19 protein-coding genes, 2 tRNA genes and 2 pseudogenes are annotated in these 17,081 nt (G+C 70.0%); 8 read left to right on the top strand and 15 right to left on the bottom strand.

The window, feature by feature from the left end; all coding sequences use genetic code 11:
• Window positions 1-15: 15 nt before the first annotated feature.
• The 4 genes from RB614_RS13445 to RB614_RS13460 all read right to left on the bottom strand — a co-directional run bounded on the left by RB614_RS13445 (window position 16) and on the right by RB614_RS13460 (window position 3,361).
• On the bottom strand, window positions 16-426 hold the full coding sequence (locus RB614_RS13445) for a VOC family protein (RefSeq protein ID WP_308712800.1): 411 nt from the start codon (window positions 424-426) through the stop codon (window positions 16-18).
• Between the two features lie 10 nt (window positions 427-436).
• On the bottom strand, window positions 437-880 hold the full coding sequence (locus RB614_RS13450; RefSeq protein WP_308712801.1) for a helix-turn-helix transcriptional regulator: 444 nt from the start codon (window positions 878-880) through the stop codon (window positions 437-439).
• Between the two features lie 145 nt (window positions 881-1,025).
• A complete protein-coding gene (locus RB614_RS13455) occupies window positions 1,026-2,438 on the bottom strand; it encodes an MFS transporter (protein WP_308712802.1) in 1,413 nt (470 codons plus the stop codon).
• Between the two features lie 849 nt (window positions 2,439-3,287).
• Window positions 3,288-3,361: transfer RNA gene (locus RB614_RS13460), tRNA-Gly, on the bottom strand.
• Between the two features lie 133 nt (window positions 3,362-3,494).
• Here RB614_RS13460 and RB614_RS13465 point away from each other — a divergent pair.
• The 5 genes and pseudogenes from RB614_RS13465 (at window position 3,495) to RB614_RS13485 (ending at window position 5,584) form a co-directional block, all read left to right on the top strand.
• A tRNA-Pro gene (locus tag RB614_RS13465) sits at window positions 3,495-3,568 on the top strand.
• 331 nt (window positions 3,569-3,899) lie between these two features.
• Window positions 3,900-4,394, top strand: a complete 495-nt coding sequence (locus RB614_RS13470) for a DUF2975 domain-containing protein (protein ID WP_308712803.1) — start codon at window positions 3,900-3,902, stop codon at window positions 4,392-4,394.
• Window positions 4,394-4,636, top strand: coding sequence for a helix-turn-helix domain-containing protein (locus RB614_RS13475; RefSeq protein ID WP_308712804.1), 243 nt, complete (start codon window positions 4,394-4,396; stop codon window positions 4,634-4,636). The genes RB614_RS13470 and RB614_RS13475 overlap by 1 nt, the downstream gene beginning before the upstream one ends.
• Window positions 4,633-4,764 (top strand): annotated as a pseudogene (locus tag RB614_RS13480) (ATP-binding cassette domain-containing protein); the annotation flags it as partial. The gene RB614_RS13475 and the pseudogene RB614_RS13480, both read left to right, overlap by 4 nt.
• Before the next feature lie 316 nt (window positions 4,765-5,080).
• Window positions 5,081-5,584 carry an ATP-binding protein gene (locus tag RB614_RS13485; RefSeq protein WP_308712805.1) on the top strand — a complete coding sequence of 168 codons (504 nt, stop codon included), beginning with the start codon at window positions 5,081-5,083 and terminating at the stop codon, window positions 5,582-5,584.
• A 108-nt stretch (window positions 5,585-5,692) separates the two neighbouring features.
• Here the strand turns inward: RB614_RS13485 and RB614_RS13490 are convergent, their stop codons facing one another.
• Complete coding sequence (locus tag RB614_RS13490) at window positions 5,693-6,046, bottom strand: STAS domain-containing protein (protein WP_308712806.1); 354 nt, start codon at window positions 6,044-6,046, stop codon at window positions 5,693-5,695.
• A gap of 256 nt (window positions 6,047-6,302) precedes the next feature.
• Here RB614_RS13490 and RB614_RS13495 point away from each other — a divergent pair, with 256 nt between their 5' ends.
• Complete coding sequence (locus tag RB614_RS13495) at window positions 6,303-6,707, top strand: STAS domain-containing protein (protein ID WP_308712807.1); 405 nt, start codon at window positions 6,303-6,305, stop codon at window positions 6,705-6,707.
• Between the two features lie 366 nt (window positions 6,708-7,073).
• On the opposite strand, the gene RB614_RS13500 is transcribed toward RB614_RS13495, so the two are convergent.
• From RB614_RS13500 to RB614_RS13515, 4 genes are read right to left on the bottom strand one after another with little or no spacing between them, the layout of a single operon-like run.
• Window positions 7,074-7,373, bottom strand: a complete 300-nt coding sequence (locus RB614_RS13500; protein ID WP_308712983.1) for an SDR family NAD(P)-dependent oxidoreductase — start codon at window positions 7,371-7,373, stop codon at window positions 7,074-7,076.
• Between the two features lie 42 nt (window positions 7,374-7,415).
• Window positions 7,416-7,775 (bottom strand): STAS domain-containing protein, encoded by a 360-nt coding sequence (locus RB614_RS13505; RefSeq protein WP_308712808.1) that lies wholly within the window; start codon window positions 7,773-7,775, stop codon window positions 7,416-7,418.
• Window positions 7,776-7,833: 58 nt separating this feature from the next.
• Window positions 7,834-8,007 carry a hypothetical protein gene (locus tag RB614_RS13510; RefSeq protein ID WP_308712809.1) on the bottom strand — a complete coding sequence of 58 codons (174 nt, stop codon included), beginning with the start codon at window positions 8,005-8,007 and terminating at the stop codon, window positions 7,834-7,836.
• Window positions 8,004-8,711, bottom strand: coding sequence for a siderophore-interacting protein (locus RB614_RS13515; protein ID WP_308712810.1), 708 nt, complete (start codon window positions 8,709-8,711; stop codon window positions 8,004-8,006). Before RB614_RS13515 ends, RB614_RS13510 begins: the two co-directional genes overlap by 4 nt.
• 118 nt (window positions 8,712-8,829) lie before the next feature.
• Between RB614_RS13515 and RB614_RS13520 the strand changes: the two genes are divergently transcribed.
• Together RB614_RS13520 and RB614_RS44160 are read left to right on the top strand one after the other, a co-directional pair.
• Entirely contained in the window at window positions 8,830-9,609 is a 780-nt protein-coding gene (locus RB614_RS13520) for an AraC family transcriptional regulator (protein WP_308712811.1), read from the top strand.
• Window positions 9,507-9,947 (top strand): annotated as a pseudogene (locus RB614_RS44160) (phosphotransferase); the annotation flags it as partial. The gene RB614_RS13520 and the pseudogene RB614_RS44160, both read left to right, overlap by 103 nt.
• A 272-nt stretch (window positions 9,948-10,219) precedes the next feature.
• On the opposite strand, the gene RB614_RS13525 reads toward RB614_RS44160, so the two are convergent.
• The 6 genes from RB614_RS13525 to RB614_RS13550 are packed head-to-tail and all read right to left on the bottom strand — an operon-like array spanning window position 10,220 to window position 16,970.
• Window positions 10,220-11,923, bottom strand: a complete 1,704-nt coding sequence (locus tag RB614_RS13525; RefSeq protein ID WP_308712812.1) for a thiamine pyrophosphate-binding protein — start codon at window positions 11,921-11,923, stop codon at window positions 10,220-10,222.
• Window positions 11,907-13,067, bottom strand: a complete 1,161-nt coding sequence (locus RB614_RS13530) for a thiolase C-terminal domain-containing protein (protein WP_308712813.1) — start codon at window positions 13,065-13,067, stop codon at window positions 11,907-11,909. Before RB614_RS13530 ends, RB614_RS13525 begins: the two co-directional genes overlap by 17 nt.
• Window positions 13,060-13,488, bottom strand: coding sequence for a Zn-ribbon domain-containing OB-fold protein (locus RB614_RS13535; RefSeq protein WP_308712814.1), 429 nt, complete (start codon window positions 13,486-13,488; stop codon window positions 13,060-13,062). The genes RB614_RS13530 and RB614_RS13535 overlap by 8 nt, the downstream gene beginning before the upstream one ends.
• A complete protein-coding gene (locus RB614_RS13540) occupies window positions 13,485-14,693 on the bottom strand; it encodes a CaiB/BaiF CoA transferase family protein (RefSeq protein WP_308712815.1) in 1,209 nt (402 codons plus the stop codon). Before RB614_RS13540 ends, RB614_RS13535 begins: the two co-directional genes overlap by 4 nt.
• On the bottom strand, window positions 14,690-15,874 hold the full coding sequence (locus RB614_RS13545) for a CaiB/BaiF CoA transferase family protein (RefSeq protein WP_308712816.1): 1,185 nt from the start codon (window positions 15,872-15,874) through the stop codon (window positions 14,690-14,692). The genes RB614_RS13540 and RB614_RS13545 overlap by 4 nt, the downstream gene beginning before the upstream one ends.
• Window positions 15,867-16,970, bottom strand: a complete 1,104-nt coding sequence (locus tag RB614_RS13550) for an FAS1-like dehydratase domain-containing protein (protein ID WP_308712817.1) — start codon at window positions 16,968-16,970, stop codon at window positions 15,867-15,869. The genes RB614_RS13545 and RB614_RS13550 overlap by 8 nt, the downstream gene beginning before the upstream one ends.
• Window positions 16,971-17,081 lie beyond the last annotated feature (111 nt).

The following is a 17,081-nucleotide window of genomic DNA, read 5'->3' on the forward strand; positions in this document are numbered from 1 at the left end:
GCGTTGTCGGTCCGCTCAGCGGCGTTCCTGGATGCGGATCAGGTTGCCGGCGGGGTCACGGACGGCGAAGTCGCGAACCCCGTAGGGCTGGTCGGTCGGCTCCTGGACGACGTCGGCGTCGCTGGCCTGCACCCGATCGAAGGTGCCGTCCAGGTCGGGTGTCGCCAGGAGGATGCCGGCGTAGGTGCCCTTGGCCATCATCTCGAGGATGGTACGGCGCTCGTCGTCGGTGATGCCGGGGTCGACGCCCGGCGGGTGCAGGACGATTGAGGTGCCGGGCTGGCCGGCGGGGCCCACCGTGATCCAGCGCTTCCCGCCATATCCGACGTCCTGGCGGACCTCGAAACCGAGGGTGTCACGGTAGAAGGCGATAGCCGCTTCCGGGTCGTCCTGCGGAAGAAAGCTCGAGTAGATGCTGATGTCCATGCGGATCAGGCTATGCGCGGGTGAGCACCGTGGCTTCTTGATTCCTGATCGGTCTGGTCACCTGTTTCGCCTGGCAGGCCGGTATCCCCGCGGTCGCGGCGGCGGCCTCGCGCCGGTAGGTGCTGGGCGGCACGCCGACCAGCTCGGTGAAGCGGGTGCTGAAGGTGCCCAGCGACGAGCAGCCGACCGCGAAACAGACCTCGGTGACGCTGAGGTCGCCACGGCGCAGCAACGCCATCGCCCGCTCGATGCGCCGCGTCATGAGGTAGCTGTACGGCGACTCACCGTAGGCAACCCGGAACTCGCGGCTAAGGTGCCCGGCAGACATGGCCACACCCCGGGCGAGCGCCTCGACATCCAGCGGCTGCGCATAATCCCGATCAATCCGATCGCGAACGCGACGCAGGCGCGCGAGGTCACGCAAGCGCTGCTCGGCGGCCGGTCGGCTGGTCACCCCTGAGATCCTGCCACGTCCCGGCTGGGCGTGCCCAGCCTCGCACCCGGCCCCGGCCGCCGTCGCCGGGGCCTTGCCGCCCGCTCCCGCGCCCGGACCTCCCCGTGCCCGCCTTGGCCTGCGCGCCTTGGTCCGGCCTCAGCCACTACGCGGTTTCCGCACTGGGGCGGGGCGATGCGTGCCGCAGGACGGCGAGCGCGGCGATCGGGAGGAGCAGCAGCGTAAGCCCACCAGACAACGCAAGCCCTCCCATGCTCCCGGCCACCTCGATCAGTGGTCCGCCAACGGCCAGGCCGAGCGGTGCGGCCACCGTGGCGCCCGTCGTCCAGAGCGTGACGACCTGCTGTTGCTCGTCGGGCCTGAGCCCCGACTGGAGATAGCTGTATGCCACCGGCGTGAACGGCGCCCACACCAGCCCGCCAAGCCCGAAGACAACCAGCGCGAGCGCGAGGTCGTCGACGAACGCGAGCGCGATCGGGCACATCGCCCACAAGCCGATGATCGCGATCAGCACGTGCCGCTGCGGCAGGTTTCGCAACTGGTTCACCAGGGCGGCACCGACGAACGCGCCAACTCCCAACGCACCCCACATGAGCCCCAGAGCGGACGCGTCGGCGTCCAGGCGCCCCTGCACGTACAGCGGAAGCGCCACTTCGATCGGCATGTAGAAGAAGTTGAAGAAGAACTCGACAACCAGCAGCCGCGCGGCGACCGGCCTTCGCCGCAGGATCCGCCAACCCGACTCGGGTCCTGCCGCATGTGCTGTCGTAACCGCCCGGTCCTCCGGCGACGCTTGCTTGCCCGCCCGGTCCTCCGGCGGCGCTTGCCTGGCCGCTCGGTCCTCGGTGGCCCGTGCTCGTGTCAGAGCCTCTTGGGTTCTTGTCGAAGCCGCACGTGCTCGCGTTGAAGCCGCGCGTGCTCGCGTCAAGGCCGCTCGGGTTCGCCTTGAGGTCGCTTGCCCGGGGATCGACGCCAGGACCGCGACCAGCAGGACCAGCGCACCGCCCGCGTCGAAAAAGAGCGCGACGCCCGCGCTCGCCGACGCCACGATCACCCCGCCCAACACCGGCCCGACGATGTAGAGCGCGAACGTCGTGTTCAGCCCGAGCAGGCCGTTGACGGCGAACCGACCCGTCTCCCCCGCCATGGACGTCGCCAGCAGGCGCCGGCTGCTCGATCCCGCCATCCGGAACATCGCGCCGAACAAGAGCCCACCGATCAGCATGGGCAGCGTCAGCCGTCCGGTGACGGCCAGCACGCCAAGGACGGTGAACGTCAGCGAGCGCAGCACGCAGTCCGCGATCAGGAGGGTCCGCGGCGGCACCCGGACCCGCCCCAACCCGACGGCCAGCGCGAGGAGGGTGGACAGGAGGAACGGCGCCGCCTCCACAAGCCCGATGGCAATCGCCTTGGGGACGCTGCCGTGGATGGACAGCGTCTGCACCGGCATCGCCACGATGATCATGCCCGTACCCGCGTTGGCCAGGAGGTCCCCCAGCAGGAGACCCGCCAAGCGCCGGTCGCGCAGCACGTCACGATACGACCTGTTGGTATCCACGGACGTTCACGCTAGCGGCGCCCTCGTGACCCCTGCTTCTCGATTCCTGACGAGCCTATAGCTTGACGTGGTTGGACCCTGGATACGATTACCAGGGCCCAACCCACTAAATAATGGTCTGGAGCAGCACGGGACAAATCGTTTATGGTGTGGTACTAGGCACTCGCGGCCGTCCTATCATCAGACATATGGTCCCGACGACAAAGAGTGCGAGGGCAAGCGCGGCCAATACCGCCGTCGGTGTGGGCGGGCCGGTGACCGGCAGTTCTCCGTTCAGGTTCGAGACGCCCGGCACGGCCGGTGTTCCGCTCGCGTCGGGAGCGACCGCGTCGTTGGCCGTGGCCCCGGGATCCCCGTCCTCGCAACCGATGCCGTCTCCATCCCGATCGAACCGGTGCGGATCCGGTTGCAGGACTCGGAAGTTGTCTTGGGCCAGATCTGGACAATCGATGTCCGGTGGGCTCGACGGAATGCAGAAATCGGGATAGGCGTCACTGTGCGATCCAAAAGCATCGAGATGCGGGCCGTAAAGTGGTCGCGTGTATATCAACAGCAGTTGTGGCTGACATAAGAGTCATCGTGACCTGGCTTCTTCACGCAAGAAGCGGAATTCCAGAAACGACCACCGACCGACTCGGCTGGGGCAGGATGCTCCAACTCCGGCACGTTCAGCCCGACGCAAGAAGGTTTTCTGTCGACAATCCACGACCGGCTTGACTACCCGCTCTTCTACCGCCCTCACGGCGGTCGCTTCGCTACCGATCGCCACCGCGCTGGCACGACCAGCCCACAGCGGCGGTACAGCTCCCCGGCGCCAGGTCCGAGCGGGTAGCTGAGCTGCGGAAACTCTGGAGCGGGCGACGGGAATCGAACCCGCACCGTCAGTTTGGAAGACTGAAGCTCTGCCATTGAGCTACGCCCGCGTGCGCCCCTGCCGTGCTCGGGCGCGCCACCAGAGTACTGGGTCGGGGCGGCCAGGCGCGCGCGGCATCCGGGGTATGTCGGCGTGGGGCGTTGCGCCAAAGGTCAAGGGGACCGCATAGACTGCGGGGCGCACGGGGTGTGGCGCAGCTTGGTAGCGCACTCGCTTTGGGAGCGAGGGGCCGTGGGTTCAAATCCCGCCACCCCGACTTGACGGGCCTCTGACCTGCACAAACGCGAGCCAGGCGTTTGGTGTTCCTCGATAGAGATTCGATCAGCCCCTCCTCGGCGGCGTTGCCCCGCCATCCGGCCAGCCCGAACCCCGGGCCGCGGGAGCAACGAGTTCGGCTGCGCCACGGAGGACGCAGGCTCGAACACGCCCTCTCGTCGGGCCATGCAGGTGGGCCGGTGGTCACTGTGATGTATGTGGACGGTCGGGGCGGGTCGGGTCCGGCTGTTGATGCCGGATGCGGGAGTACGCTTGCCGCAGTCTATCGAATAGCGATAGGTTCCTGTCGTAGTTCGATCGAAGGAGAGGCGATGGGAAGACTGACGGTGCTGGCGCTGCGTCTCGTGCTGGGGGTGCTGTTCGCCGGTTCGCTGTTCGTGCAGACGGTGGTGGTGGCCGTCAACGCGGTCGAGCTTGACGCCGACCTGGCCGAGATGCGCCACCCGTACCTGTTGATCACATTCCTGGTTCTTGGCTTGGTGACGTTCCAGGTCGTCCTGGTCTGTGTGTGGCGGCTGGTGACGATGGTGCGACGCGGCACCGTGTTCTCCCACACGGCTTTCCGCTACGTGGACGTGGTGATCGGCGCGATCGTGGCGGCGGCCCTGCTGATGGCCGTCCTCGCGGCCGTCCAGGCCCCTGGCGAGGACCTCTCCCCGGGCATGGTTCTCATGCTGGGCGGCGCCGTCCTCGCCGTCCTGGGGGTCGCGCTGATCGTGCTCGTGCTGCGGATGTTGCTGGCTCAGGCCGTCGCCCGCGACGCCCAGGCAGCGCACCTCGAGGCTGAGCTCGAGGAGGTCGTCTGATGCCGATCGTCGTCGACATCGACGTCATGATGGCCCGACGAAAGATGTCCGTGGGCACGCTCGCGGACCGGGTCGGGATCACGCCTGCCAACCTCGCGAAGCTCAAGAACGGCCGCGCCAAGGCGGTACGTTTCACGACCCTCGCCGCACTGTGCGAGGTGCTCCAGTGCCAGCCCGGTGACCTGCTGCGCTGGGAGGCCGATGTCCCGGCGGACGGCGCTGCGGACGGAGCGGACCGATGATCGAGGTACGCGGGCTGACTCGACGCTACGGCGATGTGCTGGCCGTCGACGACCTGAGCTTCACCGTCGAACCGGGCGAGGTCACCGGGTTCCCCGGGCCGAACGGGGCGGGCAAGTCCACGGCGGTCTGGACCTCGACGCGGCCGCCTGATCGCCGACACGACCACGCAGGACATCCTGAACGGGTTGGGACACCGCGGCCGGACCGGCCCTCACCCTGCGGTTGGACCCGGGCCCCCGACCTGCTAGCCCACGGTCGCGTCTCAGCAGTACGAGGCCGGCGCCGGCGTTGCCGCGAGGTCCGCGCAGCCGCGTTGGGTTCGCCGGCGCAGGGCCGGGACGCCCGCGAAGGTGTGAGTGAGGCGTTTCAACGCTGCCGGGTGTGGGAACGATCGGGCCACCATCCTTGGTCAGCACCGACGCTGACCGGGAAAGGGGGACGGCATGTCCGGTAGCACCATCCCGCAGACGGTGACCGCACCCAGCCCGCACCGAAGCCATATCCGCTACCGGATGCGCGCCCCGACCCCGCACCGTCCAGGGCCGCCGAGCGAGGTCAACGTGCGGGTCACGCTGCCCCGAGCGAGCTGGACCGTGCCGGTGGTTCGGCGGCTGTCCCGGACCGTTCTGCGCCGTCGCCTCGTCGGAGAGGAATGCCGGGCCGCGGTGGAGGTCGCGGTGTGCGAAGCGTGCAGCAACGCCGTCCGTCACGCGGACCCGGCCACCCACTACAGCTTGCGGCTCGCCGTGCAGCAGTCGATCTGCCTGGTCGAGGTGGCCGACACCGGCACCGGGTTCGACCTGCCCCGCGAGGCGATGATGGCGTCCGCATACGCGGTGTCCGGACGCGGACTCGCGCTCATCGCCCACCTCACCGACCAGCTGGAGATCCGCCGGCAGCAGCCGACCGGCACCGTGCTGCGCTTCGTCAAACACCTCCACCGGTAACCCGTCCGATCAACGCCTCAGGCCCGCCGAACGCCGCGTGCGCCGCGGCCAAGCTGCGCCATTACCCGCGGGCCTATCGGCGGACGGCGTGCCCTCCGTGCGGTGCATCTACCACCGTGGACGGCCGGATCCAGCATTTGCGCCTTCAGTCAGCAGCAAACCGTCGAGGTCGAGCAACCGCAATACGCGCAGCACGATGCCATGGGCATTGACGACGTGGTAGGTGATGCCGGCCTGCCGGGCGGCCGTTCGTCCCTGGAGCAGCGCGCCGATACCGGCGCAGTCGCAGAACCGCACCCGGTCCAGGTCGACGACCACGGTGTGGGGGCGGGGCTCGACAGACACGGCGGCCGTGATGGCGTGGCCGAGGGTCCCGCTGGTGTTCAGGTCGATCTCGCCGTCGACGGCGAGACGGATCGTGCCGGTGCGATGTGTGATGGTCGGTGCGGTCAAGGCTGTCATGGCGGCCTCCTCACGTTGTGTGGCCTGCCAAGGTCATCGGACGCGCCCGAGCTGCTACCGCCTTCCGTTCGATCTTCTCAACCCATCAACTCTACGCCCGTCCACGCCTGACCGCGGACGACCGACGCAGACTCGGCCGCGAAAGATACGACCCGGAACGATCGGAAGACCCGCGCTGCGCCAGCCAGAGCGGCGTCGTGGCGCCCGGGCCGATAGTCTGTGCTCTATGCACCAGAACGACCGGTTGTCATGTCGGGTGCAGGCACACGGCGATGCGGTACACCTCATCGTGGCCGGCGACCTGGACCACAGCACCCGCGACGCCTTCGACGACGCCGTACGGGCCGTCCTGACCGGCCATCCCGGGAGCATCGTGCTGGACCTGACCGCCGTACCGTTCGTCTCCTCCGAAGGCGCCGCCGGTCTGGTCGAGACGAGCCACCGCTCCGCCGCCATCCACTGCCGGCTCACGATCATGCCCAGCCGGACGGTCGAGCGCCGCCTGGACCTGCTCGGCCTCACCCAGGTACTCAACCTGAGCCCTGCCACCCCACCAGCCGCGCCTACGCCGCGGGGACGCCCGCCCACACGGCCGGGGCCCACACCGCCCGCCCCCCCACGGCCCGCGCCAACCGACCAGCGCCACCATTCCGTTGGCTAGTTGACAAAGCCAGCCGTCGTCAGCCACCTCGTGCCGCGACATCCGACATCTTGGGGCATCAGCCGCCCGACCGAGCCGTCGCGCACTTCCGCTGCTACCAGCGCGGTCTTGGGATGAGCACGGAACGACGCGGCGGCCCGCCCATTACGAGTCGTCGTCGGCAAACGCGACGTGAGGCGTCCGCGCCAATCGGGCGGTTTCGCCCGCCCGTATGAAGCGGGGCACACCAGGGTATGAAACGGCGGCCGTTGATGGCTTGGTGATCAACGTCGCGCTCCACCGGGCGACGAGCCACTCGACGGCACGCGGCGCGATGCGATGGGCGGCCAACGCCAGGTGTGTGCGGGCCGGAGGGTGTGCCTGGTGCTACCTGGGCCGGTCGACACGCCGTTCTTCGTGCGTGCCGCCAACCACACCGCCTGCTGAAGGTTCAAAGCCAGGCCTCTGATCGCGAACTTGGCCCACCCGTTCCCGGCAGTCCCGCTCCACGTCCGAAAGGGCTTCTTGGCCGCGCGACGCGAGTACCAGGCTTGCCCCTTCCACGGCGAACGCCAGCGCGGTCGCGCGGCCGATTCCGCTGGACGCTCCCGTAACCACCACGACCGCGTCACGGAAAGTTCTGCGTTCGGCCATCACACCTCCTGCGCGACGCGGCGGGAACGACATCCACGATGTACCCAACCGCGCGACAGTCACGCCGTCGGCGTGTCAGGCCGTCTGCCACCCAGCGGTGGGGTCGGCGGTGGGCGGGGCTTGTTTGGTGAGCACGGCGAGCAGGCCGGTCAGCTCCAGGACCCGGCGGGGCCCGTCCTGGACGTTGGTGATGTAGAACGTCATGGCTTTTTCGGTCGCCTGCGTCTGCGCCAGGACGAGGTCACGGATCCCGTTGGAGTCCATAAACGACACCCGATCGAGGTCTACCGCGACACATTTGGTGTCGTCCGCGTGGATCGCCTGCGATAGGGCGGTGGCAAGCCTGGGGCTGCTTTCCATGTCAATCTCGCCGGCCACGGTCAGGTAAACGGTCCCGTCGGCAGTGGTGCTGCTCGTGATGGAGACGTCTGTCAATGGCTCGCACCCCTTCGCCCGTTTCGGCCCGATCGCCGGGATCCCTGCTTCTCCAGCGTCAGAGTACGCCGACCGATGCGCCGGTACGGGGCATGATCAGCCGGCCTCCCGGTGGAGCGGCCGGCAGCGCGGCGGCACCGACGACGTCGATGAACGGCACGCCCGACAGCGCCGACCTGCTCGAACCGCGCCAGCTCGCCTCACCCTGGACGCGCCGGGGCTGGGGCTTCAATCCATGCCTCTACGGCCGGGAGCCCAGAAGGGCTTGGTCATGACGTCACGCCGACCCCAGCCGCGGTCGCTGACGAGGTGGTTGCGGACCAGTTGGATCGTGCCGGCCTCGCCCGCCAGGTAGGCCGTGCCCGGCGGCGACGGCAGGTCGAGGCGAGCGACGGCCGCGCCCAACTCCGCCGAGCGTACGGGCGAGCGGCCACGGCGGTGGACCCAGACGACGTTGCCGGGGATTGGGAGCTGCTCGTGTTCGGTGTCGACCTCGATGACGGCGTACACCGGGGCGTCGTCGTCGAGCGCACGGATCATGGCACCGAAGGCGACCGAGGCCGTCTCGTCGCCGACGAACAGGTGGTAGGGACTGGGCCGGCAGAAGAAACGCCCTTCTGGCCCGAGGATGTGCACCCGATCGCCTTCGCTGACGGTGCGAGCCCATTGGGCGCCCGGGCCCTCACCGTGATCGAACACCCGCAGCTCCAGACAGGTGTCGTCGTAGCGCCACACCGAGTATGTCCGTAGTGCTCCGACGACGCGGTCGACCAGGAAGTTGGCGGCTCCGACCTGCACCCGTACCTGTTGGCCTGGCCGTATCGACAGGCCGGCGATCTCCGGACCGGTCAAGGTGATTGCCTTGAACCGGGCGCCGAGGGATTCGACCTTGTGCACCGTAGCGCTGCGCAGCAGATTGTCGAGCAGTCTCTTCATCGCTCCTCACTCGTTCGCCTGGTCGTCACGGTCGCGCCGGCTAGGTCCGCGTTCACGCCCTCGTGGACCGATCTTGAGCCCGCCGACCTCTGCGCTGCCACCGGTAAGCTGACGGACGATGCCGGAAACCCGCCAATCCTCGCCCGCGCTACTTCGGGGATCCATACCCAGTGGCGGTGGGTGGGTTTCGCATGGTTACCACCTCGGCTCCCACTCCCATCCCGAGGGTCAGCTGGTGTACGCCGCCGCCGGTGCCCTGGCCACGACGACCGAACGCGGCACCTGGGTCGCTCCGGCCAATCAGGTGACGTGGACACCGCCCGGCTTCGAACACTCCCACCGCTTTTACGGCAGGACCGACGTCCGTCTCGTCGCCATCCCGGCCGACCAGTGCGACGCGCTCGTGGCGCACCCCAGTGTGTTCGCCGTCAGCCCCCTGCTGCGAGAGGCCCTCCTGGCCCTGACAGATCGGCCAGAGATCAGACCCAGCGCACACAGCCGGCTGCGCGGTGTCGTGATCGACGAACTCGCCGAGGCCCCGGAGCAGTCCCTGCACCTACCCGAGGCTCGCGACGACCGGCTGCACGCGGTCACCCGTCTCCTGCACGACAACCCCGGCTCGACCGCGACTCTGGCCGAGCTGGCCAGGGCGTCGGGCGCGAGCGAGCGCACCCTGAGCCGCCTGTTTCACAGCGAGCTCGGGATGAGCTTTCACCGCTGGCGCACCATCCTGCGCGTCCAGCACGCCCTGGTCCATCTCACCAACGCCCGGTCGGTCACCGACACCGCGATGGAGTGCGGGTGGTCCAATCCGTCGAGCTTCATCGACGCGTTCACCGCAGTCGTCGGCCAGACCCCGGGCGTTTACCAGGCGCACCTGCGTCACGCCACCGCGTAGGTTGTGGCGCCCGCACCGTCCTGCGCGGTGCGCCCGCCGCCGTGATGCCGCATGTTCAGCGTGGCAACACGCACGCGCTGCTGCGCAACGAGCACACCTGGGTGCCCACGCTGGCCCCGCGCCTTTCGCTGCCGGTGCCCGTCCCGCAGCGAATCGGCCAGCCGTCCGCACGGTTCCCGCGGCCCTGGCTCATCACCACCTGGCTTCCGGGCACGCCCGCTGACCGCGCCCCCATCACGCGCACCGCGGACGCGGCCACATCCTTGGCCGCTTTCCTGACCGCGCTTCACCAACCCGCCCCCGCCGGCGCGCCCACCGGCCGGCACCGTGGCGGACCCAGGCCGAGCGCGCCGAGGGCGTCCACGGCCGCCCCGGCGGCAAACCGACCTGGGCCCCCCGCCCACGCCGCCCTGCGACGCCTCATCACCACGATCCCCTGACCATCTCAACCTGCGCGGCTTCGACCCGGCCGCTTCGCCGCGTTCATCCGTTCCCGCACCGTGAGCAGCTCGGACCAGGAGGCGAAGCCTGGCGCCGCCGGCCTCGCGCCGGCGGCCTGCGGGGAGGCTGCCAAAGCCGCGGTGATGGCGACGTCGTGGTGGTGGAGCGCTCAGGACGTAGCGTGTGGGGGGATGCCGCTGACGCGCCGGTTCATGCCGGGTGACATGACCGAGTCGGAGACCAGGATGTCCAGGACCATCGACTGGCTGCCCGCCGCGAACTCCTCCAGGGCCGGCTGGATGTCGTCGAGCCGGCGGATGGTCGCCCCGCGCAGCCCGAAGCCGCGGGCGATACCGGCGATGTCGTTGCGTCCGTAGGTGGCGCCGCGGTCGACAAGGCCGGCCGCGCGGAGCTTGTGGACCTCGGAGCCGAAGGCGCCGTCGTTGAGGACGCAGATCAAAATCTTGAGTCCGTACCGCCGCAGGGTCTCCAGCTCCTGCACGTGCATCATCACACCACCGTCGCCCTCGAAGAGGATCACCGGCGATCCGGGGCGGGCGATCGCGACGCCGGCCGCGTAGCTGATGCCGTTCCCGACCGCGCCGAACTCCCTGATGGTCAGGAAGTGGGCCGCCGGTACGTCGTGCATGTGCGTGGCGAAGTACCCGCAGTGGCCGGCCGCGTTGACGTGTTCCCAGTCGCGGGGCACGAGGCGGTCGAAGACCTCGATCACCGCCCGCGGGTCCAGGTATCCGTCCGCGATGTCGTAGGCGGTGCGGTCGGCGGGCTCGGTGCGGACGCGTGTGGCGTACCCGGCGACGTCCCAGCCGCCGTCGCCGGTGAAGTCGCGGCTCTTGAGCTCGCCGAGCAGCGCCCGTACACCGGCGGCGGCGTCCGCGCCCACGTGCGAGCTGGCCACCACGCGGGCGTGCCGGAGGCCGCCGGGGCTCTCGTCCAGCTGCAGCACCCGCCGCGGGTCGATCAGGTGTCCGCTGTTGGTGGTGAAGCTCGTCATGCTGGCGCCGACGGCGATGACCAGGTCGCAGCCGTCGAACACCTCGCGGGTCACGGCGTGGGAAAAGCCGCCTGCGACGCCGACGCTTCTCGGGTGGCCGGCGAAGAGGCCGCGTACCGGCAGGGTCGTGGCCAGTGCCGCGTCGCAGAGTTCGGCCAGCTCCACGCAGGCGTCGGTGGCGTCCTTGGCGGCCGCTCCGCGCCCGGCCAGCACGACGATCCGGTGCGCCGCTAGGACCCGTTCGGCGGCCCGCCGGATGTACTCCGGGTGCGGCAGACGCGGCCCGGCGTCGGGCGGCTCGCCGATGCCGTCCTCGGCCTCCACCGGGTGCTCGCCGGGGTCGATCATTTCCTGCTGGAGGTCCATCGGGACGCCGAGGACGACCGGGCGGCGCTCGGCACGGACCAGGTAGAACGCCTGGGTGACCAGCCGGGGCAGCGTCGCCAGGCTGTGCACCTGGATGTACTCGGCGCCGCTGGCCCGCACGAGGGGCGCCTGGTCGATCCCCTGGTTGTACCAGGGCGCGTGCAGCGGAGGCTCGCCGGCGAGCATGAGCAGGGGTGTCCGCGCGGCGGCGGCGGTCGCGAGCGCGGTCATCGTCTGGGTGAGTCCGGGTCCGCAGGTGACCGAGGTGACGCCGAGGTGGCCCGTCTTCTGGGCGTACGCCAGCGCCATCGAGACCGCGCAGTGCTCGTGGCGCACGTGCACCGACCGTACGTCCGGGTACTCGGCCAGGGCGGCGTCCCAGTACATGTTGCCGTCGCCGGTCAGCACGAAGACCGCGCGGACCTCCTCCCGGTGGAAGCGTTGCGCGAGATAGCGGTAGACCGGAATCCCGGTGCTAGCCGGCGTAGGCATCGTGGCTCCCCAAGATCACTGTTCCGGCGGCCTCGAACATACCGCCGACACCCTGAACCATGCTGACGTCGACGCCCGGTACCTGCGCGGCGGCCTCGCCCCGGACCTGACGCACCGCCTCCAGGAGCAGGAACATCCCGTAGAGCCCGGTGTGGGTGTAGCTCAGGCCGCCACCGTTCGTGTTCATCGGCAGCGTTCCGCCGGGCCGCGTGTGACCCTCGGCGATGAACGCCCCGGCCTCGCCCCGCGCCACGAAACCGCAGTCTTCGAGGGCGTAGATCGGCAGGTGGGCGAAGGCGTCGTAGACCATGAGGTGGTCGACGTCCCGCGGCCGCAGGCGCGCCTCGGCGAACGCCGCCGTCGAGGCGTCCACGAACGCGCGCGATGTCGTCAGGTCACCCATCGTCGAGATCATCGAGGTCTCGCACGCCTCGCCCGCGCCGAGGACGAAGACCGGCGGCTTGCGAAAGGACCCGGTCCTGGCCCGGTCGGCCGAGGTCACCACGACGGCGCCGCCGCCGTCGGTCACCAGGCAGCACTCCAAAAGACGCATCGGGTACGCCACCATGCGCGACGCGAGCACGTCGTCGACGGTGATCGGGGAACGAAACATCGCGCGCGGCACCTTGCTGGCCCAGGTCCGCTGGGCGACCGCCACCGATGCGAGCTGTTCGTGGGTGAGCCCATACTTCTTCATGTACCGGAGCACGCCGATCGGAAACAGCGTCGGCGGGGTGAACGCGCCGTAGGGCTGCTCGAACTGGCCCATCGGCGACGCCGGGTCGGTGACTCGGGGCGGGCGGCCGACGCGGGAGCGGTTGGAGGCCCCGTGGGTGATGAGAACCGTCTCGCAGAGGCCCGATTGGATGGCCGCGACGGCGTGGCGGAGGTGGAGCAGAAACGATCCACCGCCGATGTACGTGCCGTCCAGGTAGCGCGGCCGCAGCCCGAGGTGATGGCTGACGGTGATCGCGGGAAGGCCCGCCGTGGCCAGCCCGTCGATGTCGGCCAGGGTCAGTCCCGCGTCCGCGACGGCCGACCGCGCGGCCTCCGCGTGCAGTTCGAGGGCTGACTGATCCTCGATCACGCCCAGCCTCGCCGTCTCCGCGGCGCCGACGATGGCCCCGCCCGCGGGGCTAGCCACGGGCGTCGACCGGCGCCGGCCGGAAGACCGGAAGCGTGACGTCCCCGCGCGGCTCGAAGTCGACGACGAGGGGCATGTCGAGTACCAGCGCCTCCGGGGTCTGTGCGATCCCCCGAACCGAGCTCATCAGGCGGGGTCCCTCCTCCAGTTCGACGATCGCGATGGCGTACGGGACGTCCTGCTCGAAGCCCGGCGCGGCGATGTGGCTGATCAGGTACGAGTGCAGCCGTCCCCGCCCGGAGAGCGTGGTCCAGGTCAGCTCCGTGGACCAGCAGGTCGGGCAGGCGCCGCGCGGGTAGAAGACGTACGCGTCGCAGCCGGCGCAGTAGGGCAGGCGCAGCTCGCCGCGCTCGGCCGCCCGCCAGTACTCGGCCGTCTCCGGCGTGGGCGCCGGGGCCGGCTTGGCCGCGCGGGACGTCACGGGCCCACCTTGACGGTTCCCGCGTCGGTCAGGGCGCGCACCTGGTCGGCCGAGTACCCGAGCTCGGCCAGCACCTCGGCCGTGTGCTCGCCCAGGCGCGGGGCGACCGAGCCGGTGCCGAGCCGGGTGCCGTCGAGGATGATCGGCGAGGCGAGCATCCGAAACGCGTCCCGGTCTCCGCCCTTCGCCTCGTACACCAGGTCTCGGGAGGCCAGCGTGGTCGACTCCAGGACCTGGCGGATGTCGAGCACCTCGGCGCAGGTGATGCCGTGTCCTCTGAGGACAGTCAGCCAGGTCTCGGTGGAGTCCTGGCGCAACCGGCTCGCCAGCAGCTCCTGCAGCGCCCGCTGGTCGCCGAGCCGCTCCTGCGGGGTACCGAACGCGCGCACCTCGTCCGCGGCGAGTCCCAGTGCCTGGACCAGCCGCTCCCAGTCCGCCGGCGCGTACGCGGAGAGCACGATCCAGCCGTCCCGGGTCGGGAAGCAGCCGTACGGGGCGGCCGCGCGGTGCAGGTTGCCCATCCGGGACACCGGTTCGCCGTCGAGGAGGTGCCGCTGGCCGACGTCCGCCAGCAGGGTCACGAGCGTGTCGTGCAGCCCGAGGTCGATCCAGCAGCCGAGCCCGGTGGCGTCGCGGTTGACCAGGCCGGCGAGGACCGCGATCGACATGTACAGGCCGCCGGAGAGGTCGCCGATCGGTACGCCGATCCGGGACGCGCGGTTGCCCGGGTGCCCGGTGATGTCGATCAGCCCGGCGAAGGCCTGGTTGACGATGTCGAACGAGATCCGCTCCCGCATCGGACCGGTCGCGCCGAAGCCCGACAGTGAGCAGTACACGAGATCGGGTTTGATCTTTTTGGTGGTCTCGTAGTCGAGCCCGAGGCGGCGCATCACCCCCGGCCGGAAGTTTTCGACCAGCACGTCGGCCGCGCGGATCGCGGTGAGCAGGACCTCGCGCCCCTCCTCCGTGCGCGCGTCGATCGCGAGGCTCTTCTTGCCCCGGTTGACGGCCATGAAGTACGAGCTCTCGTCGCCGACGAGCGGGCGGTGGCGGCGGGTCGGGTCACCGATGCGCGGCTCCTCGACCTTGACGACGATGGCGCCGAGGTCGCTCAGGATCTCCGCCGACCACGGCCCGGCGAACATCCGGGTGAAGTCGAGCACCCGGATCCCGGACAGCGGCGGGTTGGGTGGGGACTGGCTCATCGGCCGCTCGATTCGAGTTGGGTGTCCGAAGTGGACAGGATGCTCGCCAGGTCGTGCTCGCCGGCGCGGGGGGCCCGCCGCGCCGGTGGGTGATAGGTCGAGCCGTCGGAGAGCAGAAACCGCAGCGGTGAGCCGACCGTCCGTACCGGGCGGGAGAGTCCGGTCAGCGCCGGCGTCATGCCCCGGTGGGTGGTCTGGTCGAGGGAGAGCGCCCGGCCGACCGGCAGCACCGGTCCGTACGGCACGTCGGCCTCGCGCAGGATCTCGCTCCACTCGTCCGTCGTCCGTCGCAGGAACAGCTCGTCGAGGATGGCGGAGAGCTCGTCCTTGGCCCGCATCCGGTCCGGGATCGTCTTGTACCGCGGGTTTTCCAGCAGGTCCGCACGGCCGATGCCGGCGCAGAACTTCGACCAGAACGCCTGCGTGAAGATGGCGATGACGATCTCACCGTCGGAGGTCCGGAACGCGTTGTAGGGAAAGATGGAGATGTGGCCGGTGCCGAGCCGCGAGCGGTGTTCGCCGGTGGCGAAGTAGGCGGAGGCCATGTTGCTCAGGAGCGTGACCGCGGTGTCGTACCCGGCCACCTCGATCCGCTGGCCCGCACCCGCGCGCTGGCGGCGGAAGACGGCGGCCAGTACCGCGATCGCGATGTACGTGCCGGAGACGAAGTCGAAAATGGACGCTCCGGCGCGGGTCGGCGGGTCGTCGGCCTCGCCGGTGAGGTCCATGCACCCGGCGCTCGCCTGGAGCACCAGGTCGTCGCCGGCCCAGCCGGCCCGCTCGCCAAAGCTGCCCCAGGTGCTGCCGTCACAGGTGATGAGCTCGGTCCGGCGGGTGGCGACCTCGCCGAGGGTGCCGGCCAGGTCGCGGCCGATCGGGTTCGCCGAGTCGTAGAGGACGACGTCGGCCCAGTCGAGGAGCCGGTGGATGGCCTCCCGTTCCGCGGCGTCGCCGGCCCGCAGGGCGACCGAGCGCTTGTTGCGGCAGAACGCGAGGCGCTGGTAGCCGAGGCCGTCGATCGCCGGCGCCACGTCGTCGGTGGCGGGGCCGGAGCCGGGCTCCTCGACCATCACGACGTCCGCGCCCAGGTCCGCGAGGAACATCGACGCGCAGTCGATCGGCAGGCCGCGCCCGAGCACCAGCACCTTCGTACCACGCACCGGTCCGGCGTGCTCAGACATGTGCGGGCACCTCGGTGACGACCCGCGCCTCGCCCTTGGCGGTCAGCCGACCGCGGTGGTCGACGGCCTGCATCCGTACGGTGAGCGACTTGGTGTCCGGGTCGACCGAGGTGACCGAGCCGGTGAGCGTGGTGAGGTCGCCGACGTAGTTGGGGGCGCGCAGCTCGATCCTGATCTGCTGGACCCAGGCGTGGTCGCCGATCCAGTCGGTCACGAGGTGCCCGAGCCAGGCGCAGCGCTGCCAGCCGTAGTCGTACGGCCCGGGCATGCCGATCTTCTGGGCGATCTGCTCGTCCCAGTGCACGCACTCCGGCGCGTCCGGCACCCCGTACTCGTTGAGCATGCCGGCGGCGGGGTGGCGGTCGAGGTACTCGTACCACTGCCGGGAGGACTTGATGAACACGCCGGCGCCGACCCCGTTGAGCCAGCAGATCACGTCGGCGACGCTGAGCGGGCCCTTGATGAGCGAGGGAAGCTCGTCGCCGACCCTGATCTGGCTCAGGTCGAGCACCCCGCCGCCGCGCCGCGCCTTCACCTCGTCCAGGTACTTCTGCTTGATCTCGGCGATCTCGTCGGCGGAGAACGTCTTGCGGGTCAGCGCCTGGTACTTGCCCCGGTCCCGCGCCTCGTCCCGCAGGGTCCGGAAACTGTAGCTGGTGGCCGTCGCGACAAGCTCGTCGCCGTTGGAGTGGGTGGTCACGTTCTGCTGGACGTAGCTCGTGCCGGCGTACTTGCCCTGCCGCTCCTCCAGCGAGTCCAGCGCGGTGACGGACGTCAACCGGTCGCCTTCGCAGACCGGGCGCTCGAACTCGATCCGCAGGCCGGCGAAGAGCGCGTGTACGCCGCGAAGCCCCTGCGGCCGGGTCCGGGCCACGGTCGCCAGGAACGTCGGCGGTGCGATCACCCGGCCGAAGGGGGTCGCCGCCGCGTACTCGGGCTCGCGAAACAGCGGGTTGTCGTCGCCGACGCCGAGCGCGTACCGGCCGATGATGTCCGCGGTGATGAGCCGGTTCACCTGCTGGAGCTCGTACTTCTGACCGATGCGTGCTCGTAGCGCTTCGACCATCGGGGGAAGGTCAGCTGCGGTCAGGCCCATGGGAGTCCTCATCTCGTTCGGGGCACGGCCCGGTGCACGTGAGCCGGTCCGGCACCAGCGTCGCGCCGGTGCCGGGGATCCAGATTGCATGCAACATCTTCGTGAGCAGGC

Source organism: Phytohabitans maris, from assembly GCF_031085175.1.
GTDB lineage: Bacteria > Actinomycetota > Actinomycetes > Mycobacteriales > Micromonosporaceae > Phytohabitans > Phytohabitans maris.

Coding starts and splice junctions, on each gene's coding strand:
- RB614_RS13445 (WP_308712800.1), bottom strand. CDS start 426: ATGGACATCAGCATCTACTCGAGCTTTCTTCCGCAGGACGACCCGGAA.
- RB614_RS13470 (WP_308712803.1), top strand. CDS start 3,900: ATGGGAAGACTGACGGTGCTGGCGCTGCGTCTCGTGCTGGGGGTGCTG.
- RB614_RS13475 (WP_308712804.1), top strand. CDS start 4,394: ATGCCGATCGTCGTCGACATCGACGTCATGATGGCCCGACGAAAGATG.
- RB614_RS13485 (WP_308712805.1), top strand. CDS start 5,081: ATGTCCGGTAGCACCATCCCGCAGACGGTGACCGCACCCAGCCCGCAC.
- RB614_RS13490 (WP_308712806.1), bottom strand. CDS start 6,046: ATGACAGCCTTGACCGCACCGACCATCACACATCGCACCGGCACGATC.
- RB614_RS13500 (WP_308712983.1), bottom strand. CDS start 7,373: ATGTCGTTCCCGCCGCGTCGCGCAGGAGGTGTGATGGCCGAACGCAGA.
- RB614_RS13515 (WP_308712810.1), bottom strand. CDS start 8,711: ATGAAGAGACTGCTCGACAATCTGCTGCGCAGCGCTACGGTGCACAAG.
- RB614_RS13520 (WP_308712811.1), top strand. CDS start 8,830: ATGCCGGAAACCCGCCAATCCTCGCCCGCGCTACTTCGGGGATCCATA.
- RB614_RS13525 (WP_308712812.1), bottom strand. CDS start 11,923: ATGCCTACGCCGGCTAGCACCGGGATTCCGGTCTACCGCTATCTCGCG.
- RB614_RS13540 (WP_308712815.1), bottom strand. CDS start 14,693: ATGAGCCAGTCCCCACCCAACCCGCCGCTGTCCGGGATCCGGGTGCTC.
- RB614_RS13545 (WP_308712816.1), bottom strand. CDS start 15,874: ATGTCTGAGCACGCCGGACCGGTGCGTGGTACGAAGGTGCTGGTGCTC.
- RB614_RS13550 (WP_308712817.1), bottom strand. CDS start 16,970: ATGGGCCTGACCGCAGCTGACCTTCCCCCGATGGTCGAAGCGCTACGA.